The organism is Mycobacterium appelbergii (assembly GCF_032883035.1).
GTDB classification, from domain to species: domain Bacteria; phylum Actinomycetota; class Actinomycetes; order Mycobacteriales; family Mycobacteriaceae; genus Mycobacterium; species Mycobacterium appelbergii.
This window is the reverse complement of sequence record NZ_JAMQTH010000001.1, coordinates 339,963-359,193: the sequence shown is the minus strand read 5'-3', so window position 1 is coordinate 359,193 and position 19,231 is coordinate 339,963. Positions and strand designations below refer to the sequence as shown.

The 19,231-nt window shown below is 67.4% G+C and carries 21 protein-coding genes and 1 pseudogene; 7 read left to right on the top strand and 15 right to left on the bottom strand.

Going from position 1 to position 19,231, the window contains the following annotated elements:
• From M1247_RS01655 to M1247_RS01600, 12 genes are all read right to left on the bottom strand, one after another.
• Entirely contained in the window at positions 1 to 1,395 is a 1,395-nt protein-coding gene (locus tag M1247_RS01655; RefSeq protein ID WP_317154513.1) for a purine-cytosine permease family protein, read from the bottom strand.
• A gap of 130 nt (positions 1,396 to 1,525) precedes the next feature.
• On the bottom strand, positions 1,526 to 2,185 hold the full coding sequence (locus M1247_RS01650) for an SRPBCC family protein (RefSeq protein WP_317154512.1): 660 nt from the start codon (positions 2,183 to 2,185) through the stop codon (positions 1,526 to 1,528).
• Positions 2,182 to 4,578 (bottom strand): xanthine dehydrogenase family protein molybdopterin-binding subunit, encoded by a 2,397-nt coding sequence (locus M1247_RS01645; protein WP_317154511.1) that lies wholly within the window; start codon positions 4,576 to 4,578, stop codon positions 2,182 to 2,184. Before M1247_RS01645 ends, M1247_RS01650 begins: the two co-directional genes overlap by 4 nt.
• Positions 4,575 to 5,069, bottom strand: coding sequence for a (2Fe-2S)-binding protein (locus M1247_RS01640; protein ID WP_317154510.1), 495 nt, complete (start codon positions 5,067 to 5,069; stop codon positions 4,575 to 4,577). The genes M1247_RS01645 and M1247_RS01640 overlap by 4 nt, the downstream gene beginning before the upstream one ends.
• On the bottom strand, positions 5,066 to 5,959 hold the full coding sequence (locus tag M1247_RS01635) for an FAD binding domain-containing protein (protein WP_317154509.1): 894 nt from the start codon (positions 5,957 to 5,959) through the stop codon (positions 5,066 to 5,068). The genes M1247_RS01640 and M1247_RS01635 overlap by 4 nt, the downstream gene beginning before the upstream one ends.
• A 14-nt stretch (positions 5,960 to 5,973) precedes the next feature.
• Positions 5,974 to 6,771 (bottom strand): CoA-transferase subunit beta, encoded by a 798-nt coding sequence (locus tag M1247_RS01630; RefSeq protein WP_317154508.1) that lies wholly within the window; start codon positions 6,769 to 6,771, stop codon positions 5,974 to 5,976.
• Positions 6,768 to 7,733 carry a CoA transferase subunit A gene (locus tag M1247_RS01625; RefSeq protein ID WP_317154507.1) on the bottom strand — a complete coding sequence of 322 codons (966 nt, stop codon included), beginning with the start codon at positions 7,731 to 7,733 and terminating at the stop codon, positions 6,768 to 6,770. Before M1247_RS01625 ends, M1247_RS01630 begins: the two co-directional genes overlap by 4 nt.
• The gene (locus M1247_RS01620; protein WP_317154506.1) at positions 7,730 to 8,683 is read right to left on the bottom strand and encodes an LLM class flavin-dependent oxidoreductase; all 954 of its coding nucleotides are present in this window, start codon (positions 8,681 to 8,683) and stop codon (positions 7,730 to 7,732) included. Before M1247_RS01620 ends, M1247_RS01625 begins: the two co-directional genes overlap by 4 nt.
• Before the next feature lie 116 nt (positions 8,684 to 8,799).
• Positions 8,800 to 9,666: a 5-oxoprolinase subunit C family protein gene (locus tag M1247_RS01615; RefSeq protein WP_317154505.1), complete on the bottom strand. Its 867-nt coding sequence runs from the start codon at positions 9,664 to 9,666 to the stop codon at positions 8,800 to 8,802.
• A complete protein-coding gene (locus M1247_RS01610; RefSeq protein WP_317154504.1) occupies positions 9,663 to 10,286 on the bottom strand; it encodes a 5-oxoprolinase subunit B family protein in 624 nt (207 codons plus the stop codon). Before M1247_RS01610 ends, M1247_RS01615 begins: the two co-directional genes overlap by 4 nt.
• A complete protein-coding gene (locus M1247_RS01605; protein ID WP_317154503.1) occupies positions 10,283 to 11,044 on the bottom strand; it encodes a LamB/YcsF family protein in 762 nt (253 codons plus the stop codon). The genes M1247_RS01610 and M1247_RS01605 overlap by 4 nt, the downstream gene beginning before the upstream one ends.
• Before the next feature lie 86 nt (positions 11,045 to 11,130).
• Positions 11,131 to 12,027 carry a LysR family transcriptional regulator gene (locus tag M1247_RS01600; RefSeq protein ID WP_317154502.1) on the bottom strand — a complete coding sequence of 299 codons (897 nt, stop codon included), beginning with the start codon at positions 12,025 to 12,027 and terminating at the stop codon, positions 11,131 to 11,133.
• Between the two features lie 105 nt (positions 12,028 to 12,132).
• On the opposite strand from M1247_RS01600, the gene M1247_RS01595 reads away from it, so the two are divergent.
• Entirely contained in the window at positions 12,133 to 13,185 is a 1,053-nt protein-coding gene (locus M1247_RS01595; protein ID WP_317154501.1) for a pyridoxal-phosphate dependent enzyme, read from the top strand.
• Between the two features lie 33 nt (positions 13,186 to 13,218).
• On the opposite strand, the gene M1247_RS01590 is transcribed toward M1247_RS01595, so the two are convergent.
• Entirely contained in the window at positions 13,219 to 14,130 is a 912-nt protein-coding gene (locus tag M1247_RS01590; protein WP_317154500.1) for a TIGR03564 family F420-dependent LLM class oxidoreductase, read from the bottom strand.
• Positions 14,131 to 14,210: 80 nt separating this feature from the next.
• Between M1247_RS01590 and M1247_RS36380 the strand changes: the two are divergent.
• Positions 14,211 to 14,387 (top strand): annotated as a pseudogene (locus M1247_RS36380) (TetR family transcriptional regulator); the annotation flags it as partial.
• A complete protein-coding gene (locus M1247_RS01585) occupies positions 14,388 to 14,765 on the top strand; it encodes an SbtR family transcriptional regulator (RefSeq protein WP_410506803.1) in 378 nt (125 codons plus the stop codon).
• Positions 14,766 to 14,787: 22 nt separating this feature from the next.
• On the opposite strand, the gene M1247_RS01580 is transcribed toward M1247_RS01585, so the two are convergent.
• Complete coding sequence (locus M1247_RS01580; RefSeq protein ID WP_317154498.1) at positions 14,788 to 15,150, bottom strand: cupin domain-containing protein; 363 nt, start codon at positions 15,148 to 15,150, stop codon at positions 14,788 to 14,790.
• A 94-nt stretch (positions 15,151 to 15,244) separates the two neighbouring features.
• Here M1247_RS01580 and M1247_RS01575 point away from each other — a divergent pair, with 94 nt between their 5' ends.
• The 4 genes from M1247_RS01575 to M1247_RS01560 all read left to right on the top strand — a co-directional run bounded on the left by M1247_RS01575 (position 15,245) and on the right by M1247_RS01560 (position 18,790).
• Entirely contained in the window at positions 15,245 to 16,189 is a 945-nt protein-coding gene (locus tag M1247_RS01575; protein ID WP_317154497.1) for a GlxA family transcriptional regulator, read from the top strand.
• Positions 16,190 to 16,313: 124 nt separating this feature from the next.
• Positions 16,314 to 17,162 (top strand): oxidoreductase, encoded by an 849-nt coding sequence (locus tag M1247_RS01570; protein ID WP_317154496.1) that lies wholly within the window; start codon positions 16,314 to 16,316, stop codon positions 17,160 to 17,162.
• A 59-nt stretch (positions 17,163 to 17,221) separates the two neighbouring features.
• Positions 17,222 to 17,776 (top strand): TetR/AcrR family transcriptional regulator, encoded by a 555-nt coding sequence (locus M1247_RS01565; protein ID WP_317154495.1) that lies wholly within the window; start codon positions 17,222 to 17,224, stop codon positions 17,774 to 17,776.
• 69 nt (positions 17,777 to 17,845) lie between these two features.
• Entirely contained in the window at positions 17,846 to 18,790 is a 945-nt protein-coding gene (locus M1247_RS01560; RefSeq protein ID WP_317154494.1) for an NADP-dependent oxidoreductase, read from the top strand.
• 12 nt (positions 18,791 to 18,802) lie between these two features.
• Here M1247_RS01560 and M1247_RS01555 read toward each other — a convergent pair whose 3' ends face one another.
• Entirely contained in the window at positions 18,803 to 19,231 is a 429-nt protein-coding gene (locus tag M1247_RS01555) for a VOC family protein (protein ID WP_317154493.1), read from the bottom strand.

Below are 19,231 nucleotides of genomic sequence, written 5' to 3'. Positions count from 1 at the left end.
TCAGCGAGTTTCCACACCCGACTTCCGCCACGATGCCCACGGGTAGTAGATGACGAACGCGACCAGGGCGCCGACGAAAAGGCTGAGGTCTGCTCCCCCAACGTACTTCGTCATCAGCGGCGAAGCGAAGATCGGTGTGTTGGTGAATGCTATGGAGGTCGCGAGACCCACCACCCAGGCGACGATCCCTGGCATGAAGTAGGCCTGTGCGACGCCGTTTCGGGTGAACAGATCGATATCGCTGTAGCGGCCGCGGTGAATGATGAAGTAGTCGGTCATGGTGATCACCAACCACGGGGTCAGCCATAGCACCAAGGTCAACATCCAAGCCTTGAAAGTGGACCCGAACTCGGGTTGAAAGATGCCCATGACGGCGATGGGTATCCCGACCAGCGCGGTGGCCAGCACACCCTGGAGGCGACTCAGCCGCAGGCCCACCGTCTGGAGGACTGCCGGACCCACGAAAAGGTTGACCAGGTTCGCCGGCAGCAGCCCCAGCGTCATCACCAGCAGGACCGGCCAGGCAAGCGCACCGGGCAGAGCCGCCTCGACTGTCTTGCCCACGTCCAGACTCGATGTCGCGCCGGTCGCGATGATGGCCGACAGCGAGAACGTGCAGAAGGTACCGAGGTACATCCCGGCAGTGGCCAGAAGAAAGACCTTGCGCTGCGACGCATCTCGGCGCACATACCGACCGAAGTCGTGCGCAAACGGAGTCCAGGAGACTCCCCATCCGACGCCCAGGGCGGTCACCAGTACTGCGATGGCGCCAAGGCGCTCGCCACCGTGGACCGATGCCGGATGGCCCCAATCGACGCCACCCGCCAGGGCGCCGACAGCGACAATAACCAGCGATATCCCCATACCGATGACGGCGACGCGCTCGTACTTCGTGATCAGCCGATAACCGTAGACCGCCACGAGCACCAACAGCAGCGTCAACACCGCCAACAGCAGCACGTCGGTCACGTGACCGCCGGGCACCCCGAACTGCCCGGCGATGCTTCTTGCGGCCGTCACACCGAAGTAGCTGTTGACGCCGAACCACCCTGCGGTGGTGAAGAACAGCAGGACTGCCAGTATCCGGGCGCCCTGGAATCCGAAGGCCGGTCGCGCGTTCACCATCACCGACGCGCCCGTCCGCTGGCCTTGCAGCACACACAAACCCACACAGGCCGACCCCACGATGGCCCCGAGGAAGTAGACCAGCAGAACGTCCGTGAGCGCCAGGCCCAAGACGATGCCCAGCGCCCCGACGGCGAGGTTGGTCACGGCGACGTTCACGCCGGCGAACACGAAGAAGATCTCTCGCGGGATGCCTTGCCGGTCGGCCTCCGGAGTGCAGTCCAGCTCCCCGGTTTTCGGCTCCGCGCGCATGTCGTCCGGTTGACTCATGGTGTTCCTCGCGCATTCAGATGTTGCGATCTTGAAAACCGTGCACAGCCCCGCCAAGTGAGCTGAGCTGCAAGAGTTGTGGCCGGCGCCAGGCGTCGACGGACTTCCTACGCGACTGTGAGCGTCACCATCAGTGCGGTCGTACGCGCGCGCTCAGCCGCTCCAGGAAATCAGCGAAACGTTCTCTGGTGATGGTCATTACGAGCTGGAAAACCTTGATCTCACTCGAGGCCCCAGCCGCGGGGCGCTCAGTCGGCACCGCGCGCACTACGGTGGGCGCGGCACTGGGCGTTGCGCTGGACGTTGCGGCAGGCCCGGTGGCTGCCGGTATGGATCCGGCGGCATCGGGCGCCTCGATGCGCGCACTGAGCTCGTCGGCGAACGCGACGAACATCGTGTTGGAAACATCGCGGATGCCCCGTCCCAGCGAGGCGATCCGGCCGGTGAGGTCGATGTCGGACACCACGTCGATCCGGCTGCCCGCGTCATCGGGTGCCACCTGGAGCTGTACGTGGGCCTGTACCGTGCCCGAACCGCGTTTGTCACGACCGGATGCGTTGAGCACCATGCGATGTGTCTCGGCGTTGCGCTCCACGATGGCGGCATTTCCCGCGTAGTTCATCTTGAGCGGTCCGATGGCGACCCGCAGCACGCCCTCGTATTTGTCGTCGCCCAGTTCGTCGACCAGCTCGGCGCCCGGCATGCACTGAACCACAGCCCTGGTGTCCTGCAGGAACTTCCATACCTCTTCGGGTGAGGCGCCGACCGCCGTCTGATGTTGAAGCTTCACGAACGCTCTCCTATCTCGGTCCCCTGCGGGGAATGCTGTTCGAGCAGTGCCAGTACCCGCTCAGCGGTGATGGGCAGTTCGGTGGGCCGGACACCGATCGCGGCCTCCACGGCGCTGGCGAGCGTGGCGGCCGGTGGTCCGATCGGCGGTTCGCCGACGCCACGGGCGTTGAGCGGGCCACGGCCCTCACCACTTTCGACGATCGCCACACCGATGTCCGGCAGATCCATCGCCGTCGGCATCAGGTAGTCGGCGAACAACGAGGACAGCGGGTGCCCCTGATCGGTGACGCAGTCCTCCATCAGCGCATAGCCGATGCCTTGCGCTGCCCCGCCGATGATCTGGCCCCGCACCCGCATCGGGTTGATGGCCCGGCCGACGTCGTGACACGCGGCGTACTTGAGCAGCCGCACCTCGCCGGTCTCCAGATCCACCTCGACCTCGGCGGCGTGCGTGCCGAAGGTGTAGTCCGGGTACGTGTGGCCCTGTCCCTTCTCCGGATCGAATCCGCCCGAACGGGCACGCCAAGTGTTGAGCACCGATGTATCGACCCGTGCTTCATCGGCGGCGCGGACCAACTCGGGCAGGCTCAGGCCGGTGTCTCCGAGTTCGGTACGCACCATCCCGTCGCGCCAGACCAGGCTGTCTTCGGGCACGCCGAGTTCCTTAGCCGCGACCGGGGTCAGCTGGTCACGCAGCTTGCGCGCGGCCCGCAGGATCGAGTTCCCCGACATGTAGAGCTGGCGGGTCGCGAAAGTCCCACCCGCAGGCGGGTTCAACGCTGTGTCCCCGATGTACACACTGATGTCGGCCAGCGGAACTCCGAGGATCTCTGAGGCGATCTGACACAGGCTCGCGGCCTGGCCGGCGCCGAGATCGGTGACGCCGCTGCGGATCAGCAGGGTGCCGTCGGCCTGGAGCGTGACCCATGCCGAGGCGTGGTCGCGGAACCAGATGCTGCGACCGTAGGGCTGCATGCTGCTACCGAAGCCCCGGCCGACGACTTTGTGCCGCCCACTGGGTTGGCTTGGCTCACCGAGCATTTCGAGCACCTTTTGTCGGGTCTCTGTCACCGCGACCGCGGTGGTGACCGGTTCACCGGCAGAAGTGAGGTCGCCTTTCTTGATGTGGTTGAGGTCGCGCACCGCCTCACGGCTCAGACCGACCTCGGTGGCCAGCGCGTCCATCTGGGACTCGTAGCCGAAGACCACCTGCATCGCGCCGAAGCCCCGGAATGCACTGGTGGGCACGTTGTTGGTGAACACCGCACGTGACCGGACGCGCACCACCGGCACCTCGTACGGGCCGGTCGACAGTGCGGCTCCGGCGAACAGCACGCGGGCACTCAGGCATGGATAGGCGCCGGCATCGCCGAGGATGTCGGCATCGACCGCAAGGATCTTGCCTTCCTTGGTGGCCGCCGTGCGGTAGTGCATGGTGAACGGGTGCCGCTTGGTGCTGGCCAGGATCGACTCCTGTCGCGACCAGACCATCCGCACCGGGCGGCGGGTCCGCCACACCAACAGCGCGATGTAGGGCTCGACGGTCATGTCCTCTTTGCCGCCGAAGCCGCCGCCCATGTAGGAGGCGATCACGCGTACCTGGCTCTGAGGCAATCCGAGGATCGTCGCGATTTCGACCGCATGCTCGATCACCTGGGTCGAAATGCGTAGCGTGACAACGTCATTCTCCAGCCAACCGACGCCGGCCTCGGTTTCGAGGTAGGCGTGTTCGACATGCTGGCTGCGGTAGGTGTTGTCGACGACGACGTCTGCCTGCTCGAACGCCGCATCGAGATCCCCGCGTTCCAGGTGCCAGTTGACCAGCACGTTGCCCTCGTCGTGCACAAGTGGCGCACCGTCGGCCAACGCGTCCTCCGGGCTGTAGACCCCGGGTAGCGGCTCGTAGACGACCTCGATCAGGTCGGCCGCCTCCGCGGCGGTCTCGGGGTCGGTGGCGGCGATGACCGCGACCGGTTCCCCGACGTACCGGACCACGTCACCGGCGAGCACGGGTTGCTCGACGGTGAGTTCACCGAGCCCTCCGCTGGCATGCTCGACGACCGCGTTGTGCGGGACGTCGGCGGCGGTGAGCACGGCCACCACACCCTCGAGCCGCTCGGCGGCCGAGGTGTCGATGCGCACGATCTTGGCGGGCGCCACGTCGGAGCGGACCAGTTTTCCGTGGACCATGCCGGGCAGGCTCCAGTCGGCGGCGTACAACAGTGTCCCGCGGACTTTGTTGATGAAGTCATGGTGTGCCGGCGACTGACCGACGATGCGGAAATTCCGCTCGCGTTCCAGCGGCCCGGAATCGGCGTCCGGGTCGAATTCCGCTGGGGCGCTGGGTGGTTCGGTGGTGTCCGGGGTGGTTCCTGGCTGGACGGTCGTCACTGCGCACCTCCCGTCCCGACGGCGGGCTCGTGCAGATAGTCCTCGACCGCGTCGACGATGGCCTGGTAGCCGGTGCAGCGGCACAGGTTGCCGACCAGTTCGTGCCGGATCTCCTCCCGGGTCGCATCCGGTTTGCGTTCGGCCATCGTGGCTGCCGTCAGCAACATGCCTGCCGTGCAGAAGCCGCATTGCGAGGCGCCGTGCTCCAGGAATCGCTTCTGCAGCGGGTGCGGCTCATCCTGGGGATCGGACCAGCCGCGCAGCGTGACCACCTCGTGGCCCTCGGCCTGCACGGCGTAGACGGTGCAGGCACTGACGGGGTCACCGTCCATGAGTACCGTGCACGTGCCGCAGACGCCCTCGGCGCAGCCGTAACGAACGTCTGGCATCCCCAGATCGTCGTGCAGGACGTCGAGCAGGGTGCGGTCGTTGCGCACCCAGACCTCGTGGTCCTGACTGTTGACGCGGAGCGTGAGCTGGGTCCGGATCATGCTGCTCCTCCCTCGTCGCCGAGCACCTGCTCCAGCAGGCGCCGGGTGTGAATCGCGACCAGCCGCCGGCGGTAGTCGGCGGTCGCGTGCAGATCGGTGTCAGGGTCCAGGGATTCGGCGATCGCCGTGGCGCTCTCGCGGGCACGGTCGGGGTCGCCCGGATCGGACAGCGCCGGCGCCAGCAGCTCCTGGTCGACGACGACAGGGCGGTCGGCGACGCCGCCGAGCACCACCCGTAGCCGCGGCGATCCTCCGGCGGCGCCCGGTCGGGCGAGCACGCTGACGCTCACGGTGGCGAAGTCCGAATAGCGGCGGACCACCTCGTGAAATCCCCAGCGGGCATCCTCGGCGACTGGTAGCCGCACGCCCGTCACCACCTCGTCTGGCCCGACGGCGGTGGTGAGGTAGGTGACGAAGAAGTCGTCGGCAGCCACGGTCCGCTCGCCGGCCGGGCCGAGGACCACGATCTCGCCGCCCATCGCGAGCGTGATCGCCGCGAGTTCGGCGGTCGGGTCCGCATGCGCGAGTGAGCCGCCGAACGTGCCGCGGTTGCGGACCCGCACGTTGCCCACGAACTGCACCGCGTGCGCCAGCAGTGGTGCGTGGGTACGGACCGCGTCGGAGGTGGTGAGCACGCGGTGGCGGGTGTTGGCGTCGATGACGAGCCGGCCGTTCTCGACCCGCGGGTCGGCCGCCGCGATCGGGTTGACGTCGATGAGGGCGCCGGGGAAGGCCAGCCGCAGGTTCAGCATCGGGATGAGGCTCTGGCCGCCGGCGAGAATCTTCGCCTCGCCGTCCCACAGTCCGAGCAGTTCGACGGCGTCTGCCCACGTTTCTGCGCGCTGGTATTCGAAACAGCTCGCCGGGGTGCGGTCTGTGGGCGTCGTCATCGTCTCCTGAACAGTCATCGGGGCGTGTCCTCTCCGCCGACGAGGTCGCGTAGGACCGTGAGCTCGGCGTCTTCGACGGGCGGCAGCTGGTCGAGTTGGTCGTGTACGAGCAACTCGAAACCGGTGGCCGCCTGGACCTGTTCGAGTGTCACGCCCGTCTGCAGCGCACACACTCTCATGCGATGCGAGTCGGGGGCGAAGTCGAGCAGGGCAAGATCGGTCACCACCCAGCGTGGCCCACCGTGCACGAGCCCGCTGTCGGACCGGCTGGTGCCGCCGGTCAGGAACCCGGGGCTGGTGACGAAGTCGACCTGCTCGACGAAACGGCGAGGCTCATGCGCGGTGACGACCACGACCTGGTTGCACATCGATGCTATGTCGTTCGCTCCACCGGGGCCCGGTAGCCGCACCTTCGGCTTCGCCGGGTCCCCGACGATGCTGGTGTTGACGTTGCCGTACTGGTCGATCTGGGCCCCACCGATGAAGCCGTAATCGAAGAAACCACGCTGGGCCATCAGAAAGATGTCGGTTGCGCCGGTGAGCATCTGGGCGCCGATCGCGGCACGAACCTCGTTGGTCGACGCAGGCAACTCGCCCGGAGTCAGCTCGATGCCGATCATTCCGCCTTCGAGCAGCACGGTGAGGTTCGGCGCCTGGCGCCGCTTGGCGATCGCCGCAGCCACGAGCGGCTGACCGATTCCGGCGAAGAGCACCTTGCCGTCCTCGAGCAGCCTGCTGGCGGCGATGGTCATGATCTCGTCCGGACGGGCGTCCGCATGCTGTGGCGCGAGGGTCAGCACTGGTTCGGTCATCGTGGCAACATCTCCTCGGCGGTTCGGCGTGCGGTCTCCAGGCGCGCTGGATCGATCGAGGCGAGGTAGGCGTCGTGGTCGGCGTGGGCGGCCAGCGCCGCGGCGAACGTGCGTGCCCCGTCGATACCGCCGGCTTTGACGGCCTGCATGTAGGCGGTGAACTCGTCGAGGTCGGCCTCGTAGTGGCCGTAGCACTCGTGCGGGTAGGCGCCCATGGGTTGGTGGACGACCGCGTCGACCGCGAATCCGGGGATGACGGTGCGCGCGGGGTCGCGGCGAAACTCATCGGAGGTGACGATCTCCTCGGCGGTGATGATGACGCGCCGGGCGGCGAGCACCAGATCGGCGTCCATCAACTGATAGCCGTCGATCTGGGCGTTGCCGAGGGGGTCTGCGCGCTGCACATGCACCAGCGCGACGTCGGGATTGAGGCTGGGCACCGCGTTGAGCAGTTGGCCGGTGTAGGGGCAGGTGACCTTCGCCAGGTCCAGCTGCCGGTCGATGTCGGAACCGAGCATGCTGACCGTCGGCAGAAACGGAATACCCATGGCCCCGGCCTTGTAGCGCAGGCCGATGCCGAGGTGGCTCCACTCCTCGAAGGTCGCCAGGCCGTTCTCCACCAGGTGCCGCAGCACCGGTGCCAGTCCCCAGCCGTGGCCGATACCGACCCAGCTGGTCATCACACGGTCGGCCATCCCGGTGGCCAGCATCAACTCGGCTTCGAAGCAGGACAGCGGGCGGGCCATCGTCAGTCCGGTGCGACCCTGGCGCAGCACTTCGATCAGCAGCGCCATGGGGGTGCGGGCGTGGTTGGTGCCGCCCACCCCAATGACTGCGTCATTGGGCACCAGCCTGCGCACCGCCTCGGCCGCGGTGGTCACCTTGTCCCCCGAGGCCCGGTCGAGTCCCTCAAGTTCGGTGCGTGCGGAGTCGACGCCGGCGGTGGCCAGTCGCGTGCTCATCTGGTCCCCACCAGGCTGCCCAGCAGCGGCAGCACCTCTGCCGCAATCTGTTCGGTCTGCTCGGAGTCGTACTCGTGCGGGATCAGACAGATCTCCTTGACGCCTGCATCCAGGTGCGCCGAGATCTGCTCGGCGCAGTCCTCCGGGGTGCCGCAGATGGCGCTGTCGGGCGTGGCGCTGCTCCATTCCGGAGTGTCGAAGTACGACGCGAGCCACGGTCCCGAGCGGGCCTGGGCCTCTTCCTTCGAGGAGGCGATGCAGATCGGCAGCTGGTTGAGGGAGTGCAGTTCGTCGGGGTCGCGACCGGCTTCTTCGGCGAACCGCGCGATCTTGTTCCAGGACTCGGTGAAGGCCTCGGCTGTGTAGAAGTAGGTCAACCAGCCATCGCCGAGTGTGGCGGCCCGCTTGAGCACCCGGTCGACGTAGCCCCCGATGAGGATCTGGGGCCGCGGCTGGGGCAACGGCAGCATCTTGACCCGGCGGAACGACAGGTCGTCCCAGGTGCCGGTGACTTCCTCCTTGGTCCACAGGTCCATGCAGATCTCCAGGTTGCGTTCGAAGATCCGTCCGCGCCCCTTGAACGGTGTGCCGGTGGCGTCGAACTCCCGCTCGTACCAGCCGGCGGCGACCCCGAGCCGCAGCCGTCCTTGCGAAATCGCCTGGATCGTGGCTGCGGTCTTGGCCAGTAGCGCCGGATCGCGGATCGGCAGAACCAGGATTCCGGTGCCGAGCTCGATGGTCGAGGTGTGGGCCGCCAGCACCGCGAGCGTCGTCAGTGCCTCCAGCTGGGGGAAGGGCTGTCGGCTACCGAGAAACAGGTGGTCCCACGCCCAGAGCGAGGTGAAACCGAGTTGCTCGGCCCGGCGGGCCGTGGTGACCAACTCGTCGATCTGGGGTGTTTTCTGGGCCGAGGTGAAGTTCTCCACGGCAAGCCCGAACGTCGCTGGCATGTCGTCCTCTCTGGCGATGACGGCTGTGATGCGCCCCACGTTATGCGGAACGCTTGCGGGTTCCTATGGCACCGGTAGACAGCTCAGGTCCGTCCATTTGTTAATGAGTGACAGGCTCAGCCGACACGAAAAGGCTTGAACCGGACCCGCATACCCGGCACCGCCTGGGCAGCCCGGTCCACACCGGACTTCGGCACCACACCGATGACGGGATACCCGCCGGTCACCGGTCGGTCCGCCAGGAACAACGTCGGCCGCCCCCGGGTGGGGACCTGCAGGGCGCCGAGCACCACGCCCTCGCTGGCGAGTTCCCCGCAGCGCAGTCGCGGCAGCTGTGGACCGTCCAGCCGCATGCCGACCCGATCGGTATCGGGGGTGACGGTGAAGTCGTGGCCGGCCAGCAGGTCGAGCGCCGCGTCGGTGAACCAGTCGTCGCGCGGCCCGAGCAACAGCGGAAGCTGGAGTGACCCGGCATCCATCGCCGCCACGGGCGCAAGATCGGTGGCCGGCCAGTCGGCCGCGGCATCGGCGACCGGCAGCATGGCACCGGCGCGTAGGGGTGGGGTCCCGAGGTGGGCCATGGTGTCCCACGACGCCGAGCCGAGCACCTCTTCCCCGCGGATGCCGCCGCGCACCGCGACATAGGTGCGCAGGCCGACGGTGGGCGGGCTGAGCGTGACGGTATCCCCGGCCCGTGCCGTGAACGAGGTGTTGACGGCCTGGGCGCGCGTGCCGCAGCGGATCGTGACCGGGGCGCCGGTGACCGCGATCAACACCGTCGCGTCGACCCGGAAGGTGAGCCGACCCAGGGTGGCCTCGATGCACGCGGCGCCGGGCCGGTTGCCCACCAACCGGTTCGCCAGATCGTAGGAAGCCCGGTCGGCGGCGCCGGACCGTCCGACACCGAGGTGGGCGAATCCGTTGCGGCCGCGGTCCTGCAGGAGGGCGAGCACGCCCACGGACTCCACGGTCAGTGTGCTCACCGGCCCGCCTCCCGGAACTGGACGACCGCGCCGGGCGCGAGCACCGCAGGCGGATCCGCCGCCGCATCCCAGAGCACCGCGTCGGTGTGACCGAGCAGCTGCCAGCCGCCCGGCGAGCCACGCGGATAGATCGACGAGAATTCGCCTGCGATCGCGACGGCTCCGGCCGGTACCCGCACGCGGGACTCGTCGCGCCGCGGTACCCGCAGCCGCGGATCACCGCCCACCAGATAAGAGAACCCGGGGGCGAAGCCACAGAACGCGACCCGCCACGGCGTGCCGGTGTGCGCGGCAATCACTTCCGCGACGGTGAGCCCGGTGATGCGGGCGACATCATCGAGATCCTCACCGTCATAACGTACTTCGATGACGTGATGCTCGTTGTTGGCGGCTGCCTCCGGCGTCGGCGCCAGTTCGCTCAGCGCGGCGCGCACCGCGTCGGCGGTCGTGGTGTCCGGATCGAGGGTGACTAGAAGAGTCGCCAGGCCAGGAACCACTTCGACGATCCCCGGCAGCCCGGCGGTCCGGACGGCGGCCGCCCAGCGGTGAACCAGCCGGTTGTCGTCGAAGTCGAGTAGCCACGCCTCCTCACCGCAGGGACGCAGGACCGGCGTGCTCACCGCATCGGGATGAGCTCGACCCCCGCGGCCTCGAGTGCAGCGCGGGTCTTGCGGGCGATGTCGACCGCGCCCGGGGTGTCGCAATGCACCAGCAATGCGTGTGCGGTGATGGCGATTTCGCTTCCGTCGTTCGCGGTGATGCGGCCTTCGGTGACCATCCGGACGGCTCGTGCGGCGGCCTCGTCCGCATCGGTCAGCAGTGCGTTCGGCTGGGTGCGAGGCTGCAACAGGCCTTCCGGTGTGTAGGCACGGTCGACGAAAGCCTCGGGGATCAGCCGCAGACCGGCCTCTTGACCGAGCCGCCAGGCCTCGGTGCCGACCTGGCACAGCAGCGGCAGGTCCTTGTTGAATTCGACCGTCGCGTCGACGAGGGCCTGGGCATGCTCGGTGTCCTTGGCCGTGACGTTGTAGAGCGCCCCGTGCGCCCGGATGTAGTCCACCTTGCCCCCGGCCAGTCGGGCGAACACTTCCAGTGCCCCCATCTGATAGAGCAGGTCGTCGCGCAACTCGGCGCCCGGGATCGCGATGTACCGGCGGCCGAAGCCGTGCAGGTCGCGGTAACTCACCTGGGCCCCGATCGCGACGTTGTTCTTCACGGAGATCGCGCAGGTGCGGCGCATGATGCCCGGGTCACCACCGTGGAATCCGCAGGCGATGTTGGCGCTGGTGACGATTTCGAGCAGGGCATCGTCGTCCCCCAGACTCCAGCGACCCAGTCCCTCACCGATGTCGGTTGTCAGCGCTACTCGTGTCGCCATGCGTCCTCCTGCGTCGTACGTCCTTATGGTCCGAGTATCACCGTCTCGGCGGTGCGGGAACAGCCCCGGTCACTGACTCCCATCCGTCACTGCGACTGCCGATTCAAGAATTGTCCGCGCAGCGCTTCCCGCACCGCCCGCACCGAGGGGTCGTTGTGCCTGGCCCGACGGACCAGCGAGACCAGCGTGCGGGACCACCCGGTCTCCAGCCGCGTGAGCAGCGCGGTCTCCCGTTGCGGGGGCAGCACGAGCCTGGGCAGGATGCTGGCCGCGGCGCCCTGGTGGACCACCAGCAGCAGCAGGTCGAGATCGCAGGACTCGAACTGGACCGTTGGGGTGAAGCCCAATCCGAGGCAGTGCTGGACCGCCCACGCACGGGAAGCGGCACCCGCAGGCTCCAGCGCCCACGGCAGGTTGCCGCCGGTATTGGCCAGGTCGCGACCCCTCAGCAGGGACGGGGCGACCACGATTTCGAGCGGGTCGGTGCCCAGCACCTCGCGGTGCACGTGACGCGGGGTCGGCGCGCTGTTGCCCGGGTACTCCTCGCTGACGACCAGGTCGAACTCGCCGCTGAGCATGGCAGGCACCGCGACCTCCGGCTCGGATTCCACCAGCTCGACCCGTAGCCCGGGGTGTCGCTGCTGGCATTCCAGCAGTGAGGGCACCAGGGCGCGGGCGGCGCTCCCGAAGGCGGCGACCCGGCAGGTGCCGGTCGGCTGCTGCACGCCGGAGCGCAGTTCGGTGTGGGCCAGTTCCAGTGCGGCCAGGATGTCGGCGCCGTGCTCGGCAAGCCGCCGGCCCGCCTCGGTGAGCCGGACGCCGCGGCCCACGCGTTCCAACAACGCCGCCCCGGCCTCGCGCTCGAGCAGGGCCAGTTGCTGCGAGATACCCGATGGGCTCATGTGCAGCGCTTCGGCCACCGCCGCGATGGTCCCCCGGCGGCTGAGCTCGACCAGAAATCGGAGCCGACGTACGTCCAGCACCTCGCGAGGATATAGGAAACATCACCATCGCTGCCGGGTCGACGGCAGCAATCGGTGATGTTGCGGGGGCTCGGAGGTGCTTAGGGTGCGGTCAGGAGGTATGCCGTGCAAACAACCGAGCTGTTCCTGCCCAACCCCCGCTGGTCTGCCGGGGGCACCGCCGAATCCCGCGAGACCGAGGAGGTCCGTCGATTCCACCAGAGCCTGCCCGATTACGCCGTCACCCCGTTGATTCCGCTGCCCGCCGTCGCGTCCGCCCTCGACCTCGGCACGGTGCTGGTCAAGGACGAGTCGCTGCGTCTCGGACTGCCGGCGTTCAAGATGCTGGGTGCCTCGTGGGCCGTGCACCGCGCGGTCGGATCCGGTGGCCGCGACGGCACCCGGCTGATTACCGCCACCGACGGCAACCACGGCCGCGCCGTCGCCCGGATGGCTGCGCTGCTCGGCCTGCCCGCCACGATCGTGGTGCCCCAAGGTGTCTCCGAAAGGGCGATCGCGCTGATTCGTGAGGAGGGCGCCGAGGTACGGGTGCTCGACGCGCCATATGACGAAGCGGTACGCCAGGCGGCCAAACTGGCTGATGTCGACCCGAATGCGGTTCTCGTGCAGGACACTTCGTGGCCCGGCTACGAGGATGTGCCGCAGTGGATCGTCGACGGCTACGCGACCCTGTTCGACGAGGCCGTCGAACAGGCGACGGCGCTCGGCGCAGGCATCGATCTCGTCGTGGTCCCGGCCGGGGTCGGTTCGCTCGCCCACGCCGCGGTGCTTTTCGGCCGATCGCATCCGGACTGCCGCATCGTCGCGGTCGAACCCGAGGTCGCCGACTGCCTGCGGGCCAGCCTGGCGGCCGGCGCCGCGACCTCGGTGCCGACCGGCGAGACGAGTATGGCCGGGCTGAACTGCGGTACGCCGTCCTACCTCGCCTGGCCGGACCTCCAGCGGGGACTGGCCGGTGCGGTCGTGGTCGATGACGCAGCCGCCGCGGACGCCGCCTCCTACCTCAAGAGCGCCGGTGTCGACAGTGGCCCGTGCGGGGCGGCGAGCCTGGCCGCGTTACGCGTCCTTGCCGCCGAGCCGGCGCGGTCACAGCTTGGGCTGCAACAGGATTCATCGGTCATCCTGCTCAACACCGAGGGTTCCGGGGCGTCCGGCTAGCAGTCGAACGTCACGCTGGAGTATCGAGGCGAATCAGAGTCCGGCGAGCACGTCGAGGGTGCGGGTGATGGTGGCCGGATCACCCATCGGGATCGCGGAGAACTCGGTGGCCCCCGCGTCGGCGAATCGACCGAGTTGCTCGGCGACCTCGGTCTCGTTGCCGAACACGCAGATGTCCCCGACGCTGTCCACACCCTCCACGTCGAAAATTGCCCGGTACGCGGGGAAGTCCGTCGGGTTGAAACTGGCGGCGATCTGCTCGCGCGCGGCATCGGCATCGTCAGTCACGCTGACAGGAAGGCCGACGACGACCTGCGGTGCCGGCCGCCCAGCGTCGGCCGCCGCTCGCGTGATGCGCGGGACGATGTGTCCTTCAACGGCTTTCAGACCAGCCCAGGTGGTGACCGTTCCTTCGGTGAGCTCGCCTGCCAGCTGCAGCATCCGTGGACCCAGCGCCGAGATGACGACCGGCGGAGCCTCCGCTCCGGGAAGGACGAGCTGACCGACCGCAGTGATCCGCTTGCCGTGGTGGTCGACGGGCTCCCCGGCCAGGGCGGGGATTAGCACTTCGAGATACTCGCGCAGATAGGCCGCAGGTGCCTCGTAGGACAACCCGAACATGTCGCTGATCACGGCTTCGTGGCTGACTCCGATTCCGAGGATCAGACGTCCCACGCTCGCCGCGGACGCGGTGAGCGCTTGGCGGGCCAGCACGAACGGATGCTGCGTCTGGGCGACCGTTACGGCGGTGCCGAGTTCGATTCCGGGAGTGCGGGCACCGGCAAGAGCGAGTGTGGTCAGCACGTCCAACGCCGGGAACTGCGCCGTCGGCGGCAACTGCGGGAGCCAGATCCGCGAGAATCCAGCGTCGGCCGCGTGCTGGACTGCAGACAGGGTCCCGGGCAGGCCGCCGGGGTCGGGCAGTGCGCCGAGGGTGATCTTCATTGGCTGTTCCCTTGCTAGAATCCGGAGGTGGTCTCCGCTAACTATATGGAGACAGTCTCCGTTTGTCGATTGGGGGTCCTATGTCAGCTGTCCGGCCGATGCGAGCCGATGCGGCGCGCAACCGGCGACTCCTGCTCGACGCTGCGCATGAGGCGTTCGCCCGCAGCGGGGTGACGGCGTCGCTGGACGATGTGGCCAAGGCCGCCGGAGTCGGACCCGGCACCTTGTACCGGCACTTCCCCAACCGTGATGCGCTGGTGCTCGCGGTCATCGACGAAGGCCTGATCGAGTTGCACCGGCTGGGAACGGCACTGCTGGACACGTCGAATCCACTTGACGCCCTACGGGAATGGCTGGAGGCCTACATCGCCCAGGCGGGCATGTTCGACGGACTCGCGAAGACGCTGGCCGCCACACCCACCGACTCCAGCGAGGCCTGCCGACTGTCCCGCGACGCCGGCGCGGCGCTGGTGTCCCGCGCAGCGGAGCAGGGCGCCATCCGCCCCGGTGTCGACATCGTTGACGTCCTGGATCTGGCCGCGGCCATCACGTGGATCGGTGAGCAACCCGAGCGCAGCGAAGCCCAACGCGACCGGCTCCTACAGATCGTGCTCGACGGGATCCGAACGCCCTGACTGTATTACCTCGATGCCCTGGCTATTCGGGGCGGCCGCCGTTGTAGCTCCACTCCGGTTTCCCGCCGGCGGCGTTGGAGGTGACACTTGTTCCGACAATGAGGAATCTCGCCTCCTCGTCCGCGACCGGGCAGTGCTCGACGCCGCGCGGGATGACGAAAAGATCGCCCGGTCCGAGGATCACGTCCCGGTCGCGAAGCTGGACGGTGAGCGTGCCGCTGACGAGCAGGAATGTCTCGTCTTGGTCATCGTGCGCGTGCCATGTGGTGGAGCCGATCCCCTTGGCGACCTTGAACGAGCTGCCGTTGGCTTCTGCGATCGTTCGCTGGGCCCAGAACTCGGTCAGTTCGTCGAGCGCATCGGCCAGCGTCACCTTGTCGTCCATACGTTCAAAACTATGTTCGGCCAACACGCCGCAACAGCGGTAGGAATGTCACATGGCGCAAGAATCCTCCCGAATCTCACCGGAACCCAAGCGGGTGGCGCTGGTCGTCGACCAAGGTTCGAACCCGTTCGAGATGGGTTGTGCATGTGAGGTCTTCGGCGCCAGACGGCGGCCCGAGATCGGTTTCGAGTTATACGACCTCACTGTCGTTTCTCCTACACGAGTCACAACAATGCGCGATGGGTTGTTCCGGCTTTCGGCCGATGCGGGGCTGGAGGCCCTGGCTGAAGCCGACATCGTGATCGTGCCTAACCGGCCGGATGTGCTGGAGCCGTCACGACCCGCGCTGCTGGCACAAATTCGCGACGCCCACGTCCGCGGAGCGCGCTTGGTCGGCTTGTGTACCGGCGCATTCACTCTGGCTGAAGCGGGCATCCTCGACGGGCGCCGCGTCACAGTGCATTGGCAGTTGATCGACGAGTTCGTGCAGCGCTTCCCGAATATCCAAGTTCAGCCCGATGTCTTGTTTGTCGACGACGGCGATGTGCTGACCTCCGCCGGCAGCGCGGCCGCGCTGGATCTGGCCTTGCACATCGTCCGCGCAGACTACGGAGCCGAGGTCGCCAACTACGTAAGCCGGCGATTGGTGTTCAGTGCCTTCAGGGAAGGCGGGCAGCGACAATTCGTCGACCGGGCCGTGCCCGCCGCCACGGATTCCTCGCTCGCATCGACCCTCGCGTGGGCCGGGGAGCGCCTGGAGAAGTCATTGACCGTCCGGGACCTGGCTCGCCATGCGCATACCAGCGTTACTTCCTTTCATCGACGCTTCCAAGCCGAGACCGGCACGACTCCGCTCGCGTGGCTGACGACCCAGCGGCTGCAGTTCGCGCAACGGCTTCTGGAACGCACCGAATTTCCACTGGATGCGGTCGCCCGACAGGCAGGGCTCGGCACAGCGGCCAACCTGCGTGCGCTGATGCGTCGCCATGTCGGGGTGACGCCTTCCTCTTATCGGCGGCAGTTCAGCAGCGGGCAATGACAGGGCGCCAGTCTTCGGTCCCGCTAATCTACGTCTAGTAGATTAAAATCTGCACTGTGTCGATTTTGATGTTATGTTCGTCGATGTCGCAGCTCGAGGTTCCCAGTCGCACGAGGAGATTCCGGTGAAAACGTTTTTGATTACAGGGGTGAGCAGCGGCCTGGGGCGCGCGTTCGCCGAAGGTGCGCTGGAAGCCGGGCACACCGTGGTGGGCACCGTCCGACGGCAGGCAGACCTCGAGGCGTTCGACGCGCTGGGTGCAGGAGCCCACGGACGGCTGCTGGACGTGACCGATGACGATGCGGTGTTCGCCACGGTCGCCGACGTCGAGTCGACCGTCGGACCGATCGATGTGGTGATCGCCAACGCCGGCTACGGGCTCGAGGGCATCTTCGAGGAGACCTCGCTGAGCGAGTTGCGGGCTCAGTTCGAGACCAACGTATTCGGGGTGGCGGCCACCCTTCAGGCTGTCCTGCCTCACATGCGTGCACGCCGCGCCGGTCACCTCATGGCAGTGACATCGATGGGCGGTTTGATGGCACCGGCGGGCCTGACCGCCTACTGCGGCAGCAAGTTCGCGTTGGAGGGGCTGCTGGAGAGCTTGGGCAAAGAGGTCGCGGGATTCGGCATCCACGTCACCGCGATCGAGCCGGGTTCTTTCCGCACCGACTGGGCCGGACGGTCCATGAGACGCGCCGATCGATCCATCGCCGACTACGACGAGGTGTTCACACCCATCCGGGAAGCGCGACTGCAGGCAAGCGGCAACCAACTCGGTGATCCCGCGAAGGCAGCGGCCGCAGTGCTGCAGATCCTTGACTTGACCGATCCGCCACGGCATCTGGTGCTGGGATCGGACGCTTTGCGGCTCGTCGGAGCGGCCCGTCAAGCTGTCGACCAGGAGATCGAGACGTGGGAATCGCTCTCTCGGACCACGGATTTCCCTGACGGCCATCAGATCTCGGCCAGTTAGCGATGCCGGCGCAGCCCAAACCCACCCGACGGCACGCGGCAACGCCCCGAAAAGGGGATATGCGGGAACAGGCCATCCTCGACACCGCCGAACGACTGCTGGGCGAGCAAGGCTACGAAGCAATGACGATCGCCGACATCGCCCGGGGTGCGGGGATCACCCGCGGTGCCCTGTACTTCTATTTCGGGTCCAAACAGGACGTCATCACTGCGTTGGTCGCACGCACCGTGGAAGCGCTGCACGAGAAATCACGCGCAGCCGCGCACGACGCCGCTCAAGGCGAACACGCCATCGAGGCGGCGATGGTCAGAACCGAGGCGCTGTGGCGCCAACACGGCGTCGTGATGCGCGCGGCGATCGACCTGGCATCGTCGGTACCCGAAATCGACACACTCTGGAGCGACACCGCCGATATCTTCATCGACGCCATCGCCGAGATACTGCGGCACATGAACTCGACAGCGCCCGAGCCGATCCGCGATACCGCCGACATGGCGCGGGCACTGTGCTGGATGATCGAACGCAGCTTCTACCAGGGCTCCCGGATTTCGAATGCCGAGCTGACCAAGGCCAGGACGGCCTGCACCGAGATCTGGCGGCGAACCGCCCGCTGAGGCTGACGCTGTCGCCCGGATACCTCGCCGTACGGAATGCACGGACGCCACAACGAGTTTGCATCAGAGGTGAAGGCAATTGGCGTATCGACGTTCGGCGGTCCCGAAGCGTTACAGGTCCTGGACCTGCCCGAGCCTCAGGCGGGCCCCGGCGAAGTCCGCATCCGCGTACATGCGGCCGCGGTGAGCCCGACCGATGTCCTGCTCCGGACCGGTGGCCACGCCGTCCGCATGCCTGACAGCAAGCCCCCGTTCGTGCCCGGCATGGACGCCGCCGGTGTCATCGACCAACTCGGCCCAGGCACCGGAGACCGGTTGGTCATAGGCCAACGGGTGATCGCCATGCCACTGTTCACCAGCCCGAATGGCGGGGCCTATGCCGAGCAGGTCGTCGTGGCTGCGGCATCGGTCGTGCCGGCCCCGGCCGGTGTCGATTTCTTCGCGGCATCCTCCCTGCTCATGAACGCCATGACCGCGCGCCTCGCGTTGGACACGCTGGCCGTACCGCAGGGCGGCACGGTCGCAGTCACTGGTGCCGCTGGCGCCGTTGGCGGGTACGCCGTCGAATTGGCCAAGGCCGACAGGCTGACCGTCATCGCAGACGCGTCCCCCGGTGACATCGAGCTGATCCGCGGTTTCGGGGCCGACCACATCGTCGAACGCGGCGCCGATGTCGCCGCCCGAATCCAAGCGCTGGTTCCCGACGGCGTCCCCGGGCTGGTGGACGGCTCGATGCAGACGGCGGAGGTGATCCCCGCGATCGCCGACGGCGGGACGCTCGCCGAACTTCGAGGTTGGTCCGGCCCCGCCGAGCGCCGTATCCGGGTGTGCCCGGTGATGGTGTCGGATCGGATCACCGACACCGACGGGCTGAACACTCTCAGTAGGCAGGCCGAGGACGGCACCTTGAGCCTGCGTGTCGCCGAGGTGCTGCCCGCCGACCAGGCAGCCAAAGCCCATCGCATGCTGGAGGCCGGCGGCTTGCGCGGTCGCATCGTGCTGGACTTCTCCTAAGGCGTCGTCCGTTCAGTGGTATCCGCGTTCCTGCAGCACCCATGAGTTCCCGTCGGGATCGCCGAAATCGGCGAAACTCGCATAGTCGCCATGCTCGGGATCCACGCCCTCGCCGAACCTGCCGTGCCAACCCCCGCCTGCGTTGTCCTTGTGCCGGATCTGGGTGACGTCGACACCCCGGTCGACCAGTTCGGAGCGGTAAGACTCGATGTCGGTCACCACCAGGTACAGCCCGCGCACCGAACCTGCCGGAGCGTCGGTCAATCCGTGGCCGAACTGGATTGAGCACGCCGAACCGGCGGGGGTCAGCTGCACAACACGAAATTCGGGGCCGGGCGAGTAGTCGACATCGAGGACGAATCCGACCTGATCGCGATAGAACCGCAATGCCTTGTCGGGATCCGACACCGGCAGGATGACGACTTCGAGCAGTGCTTGCAC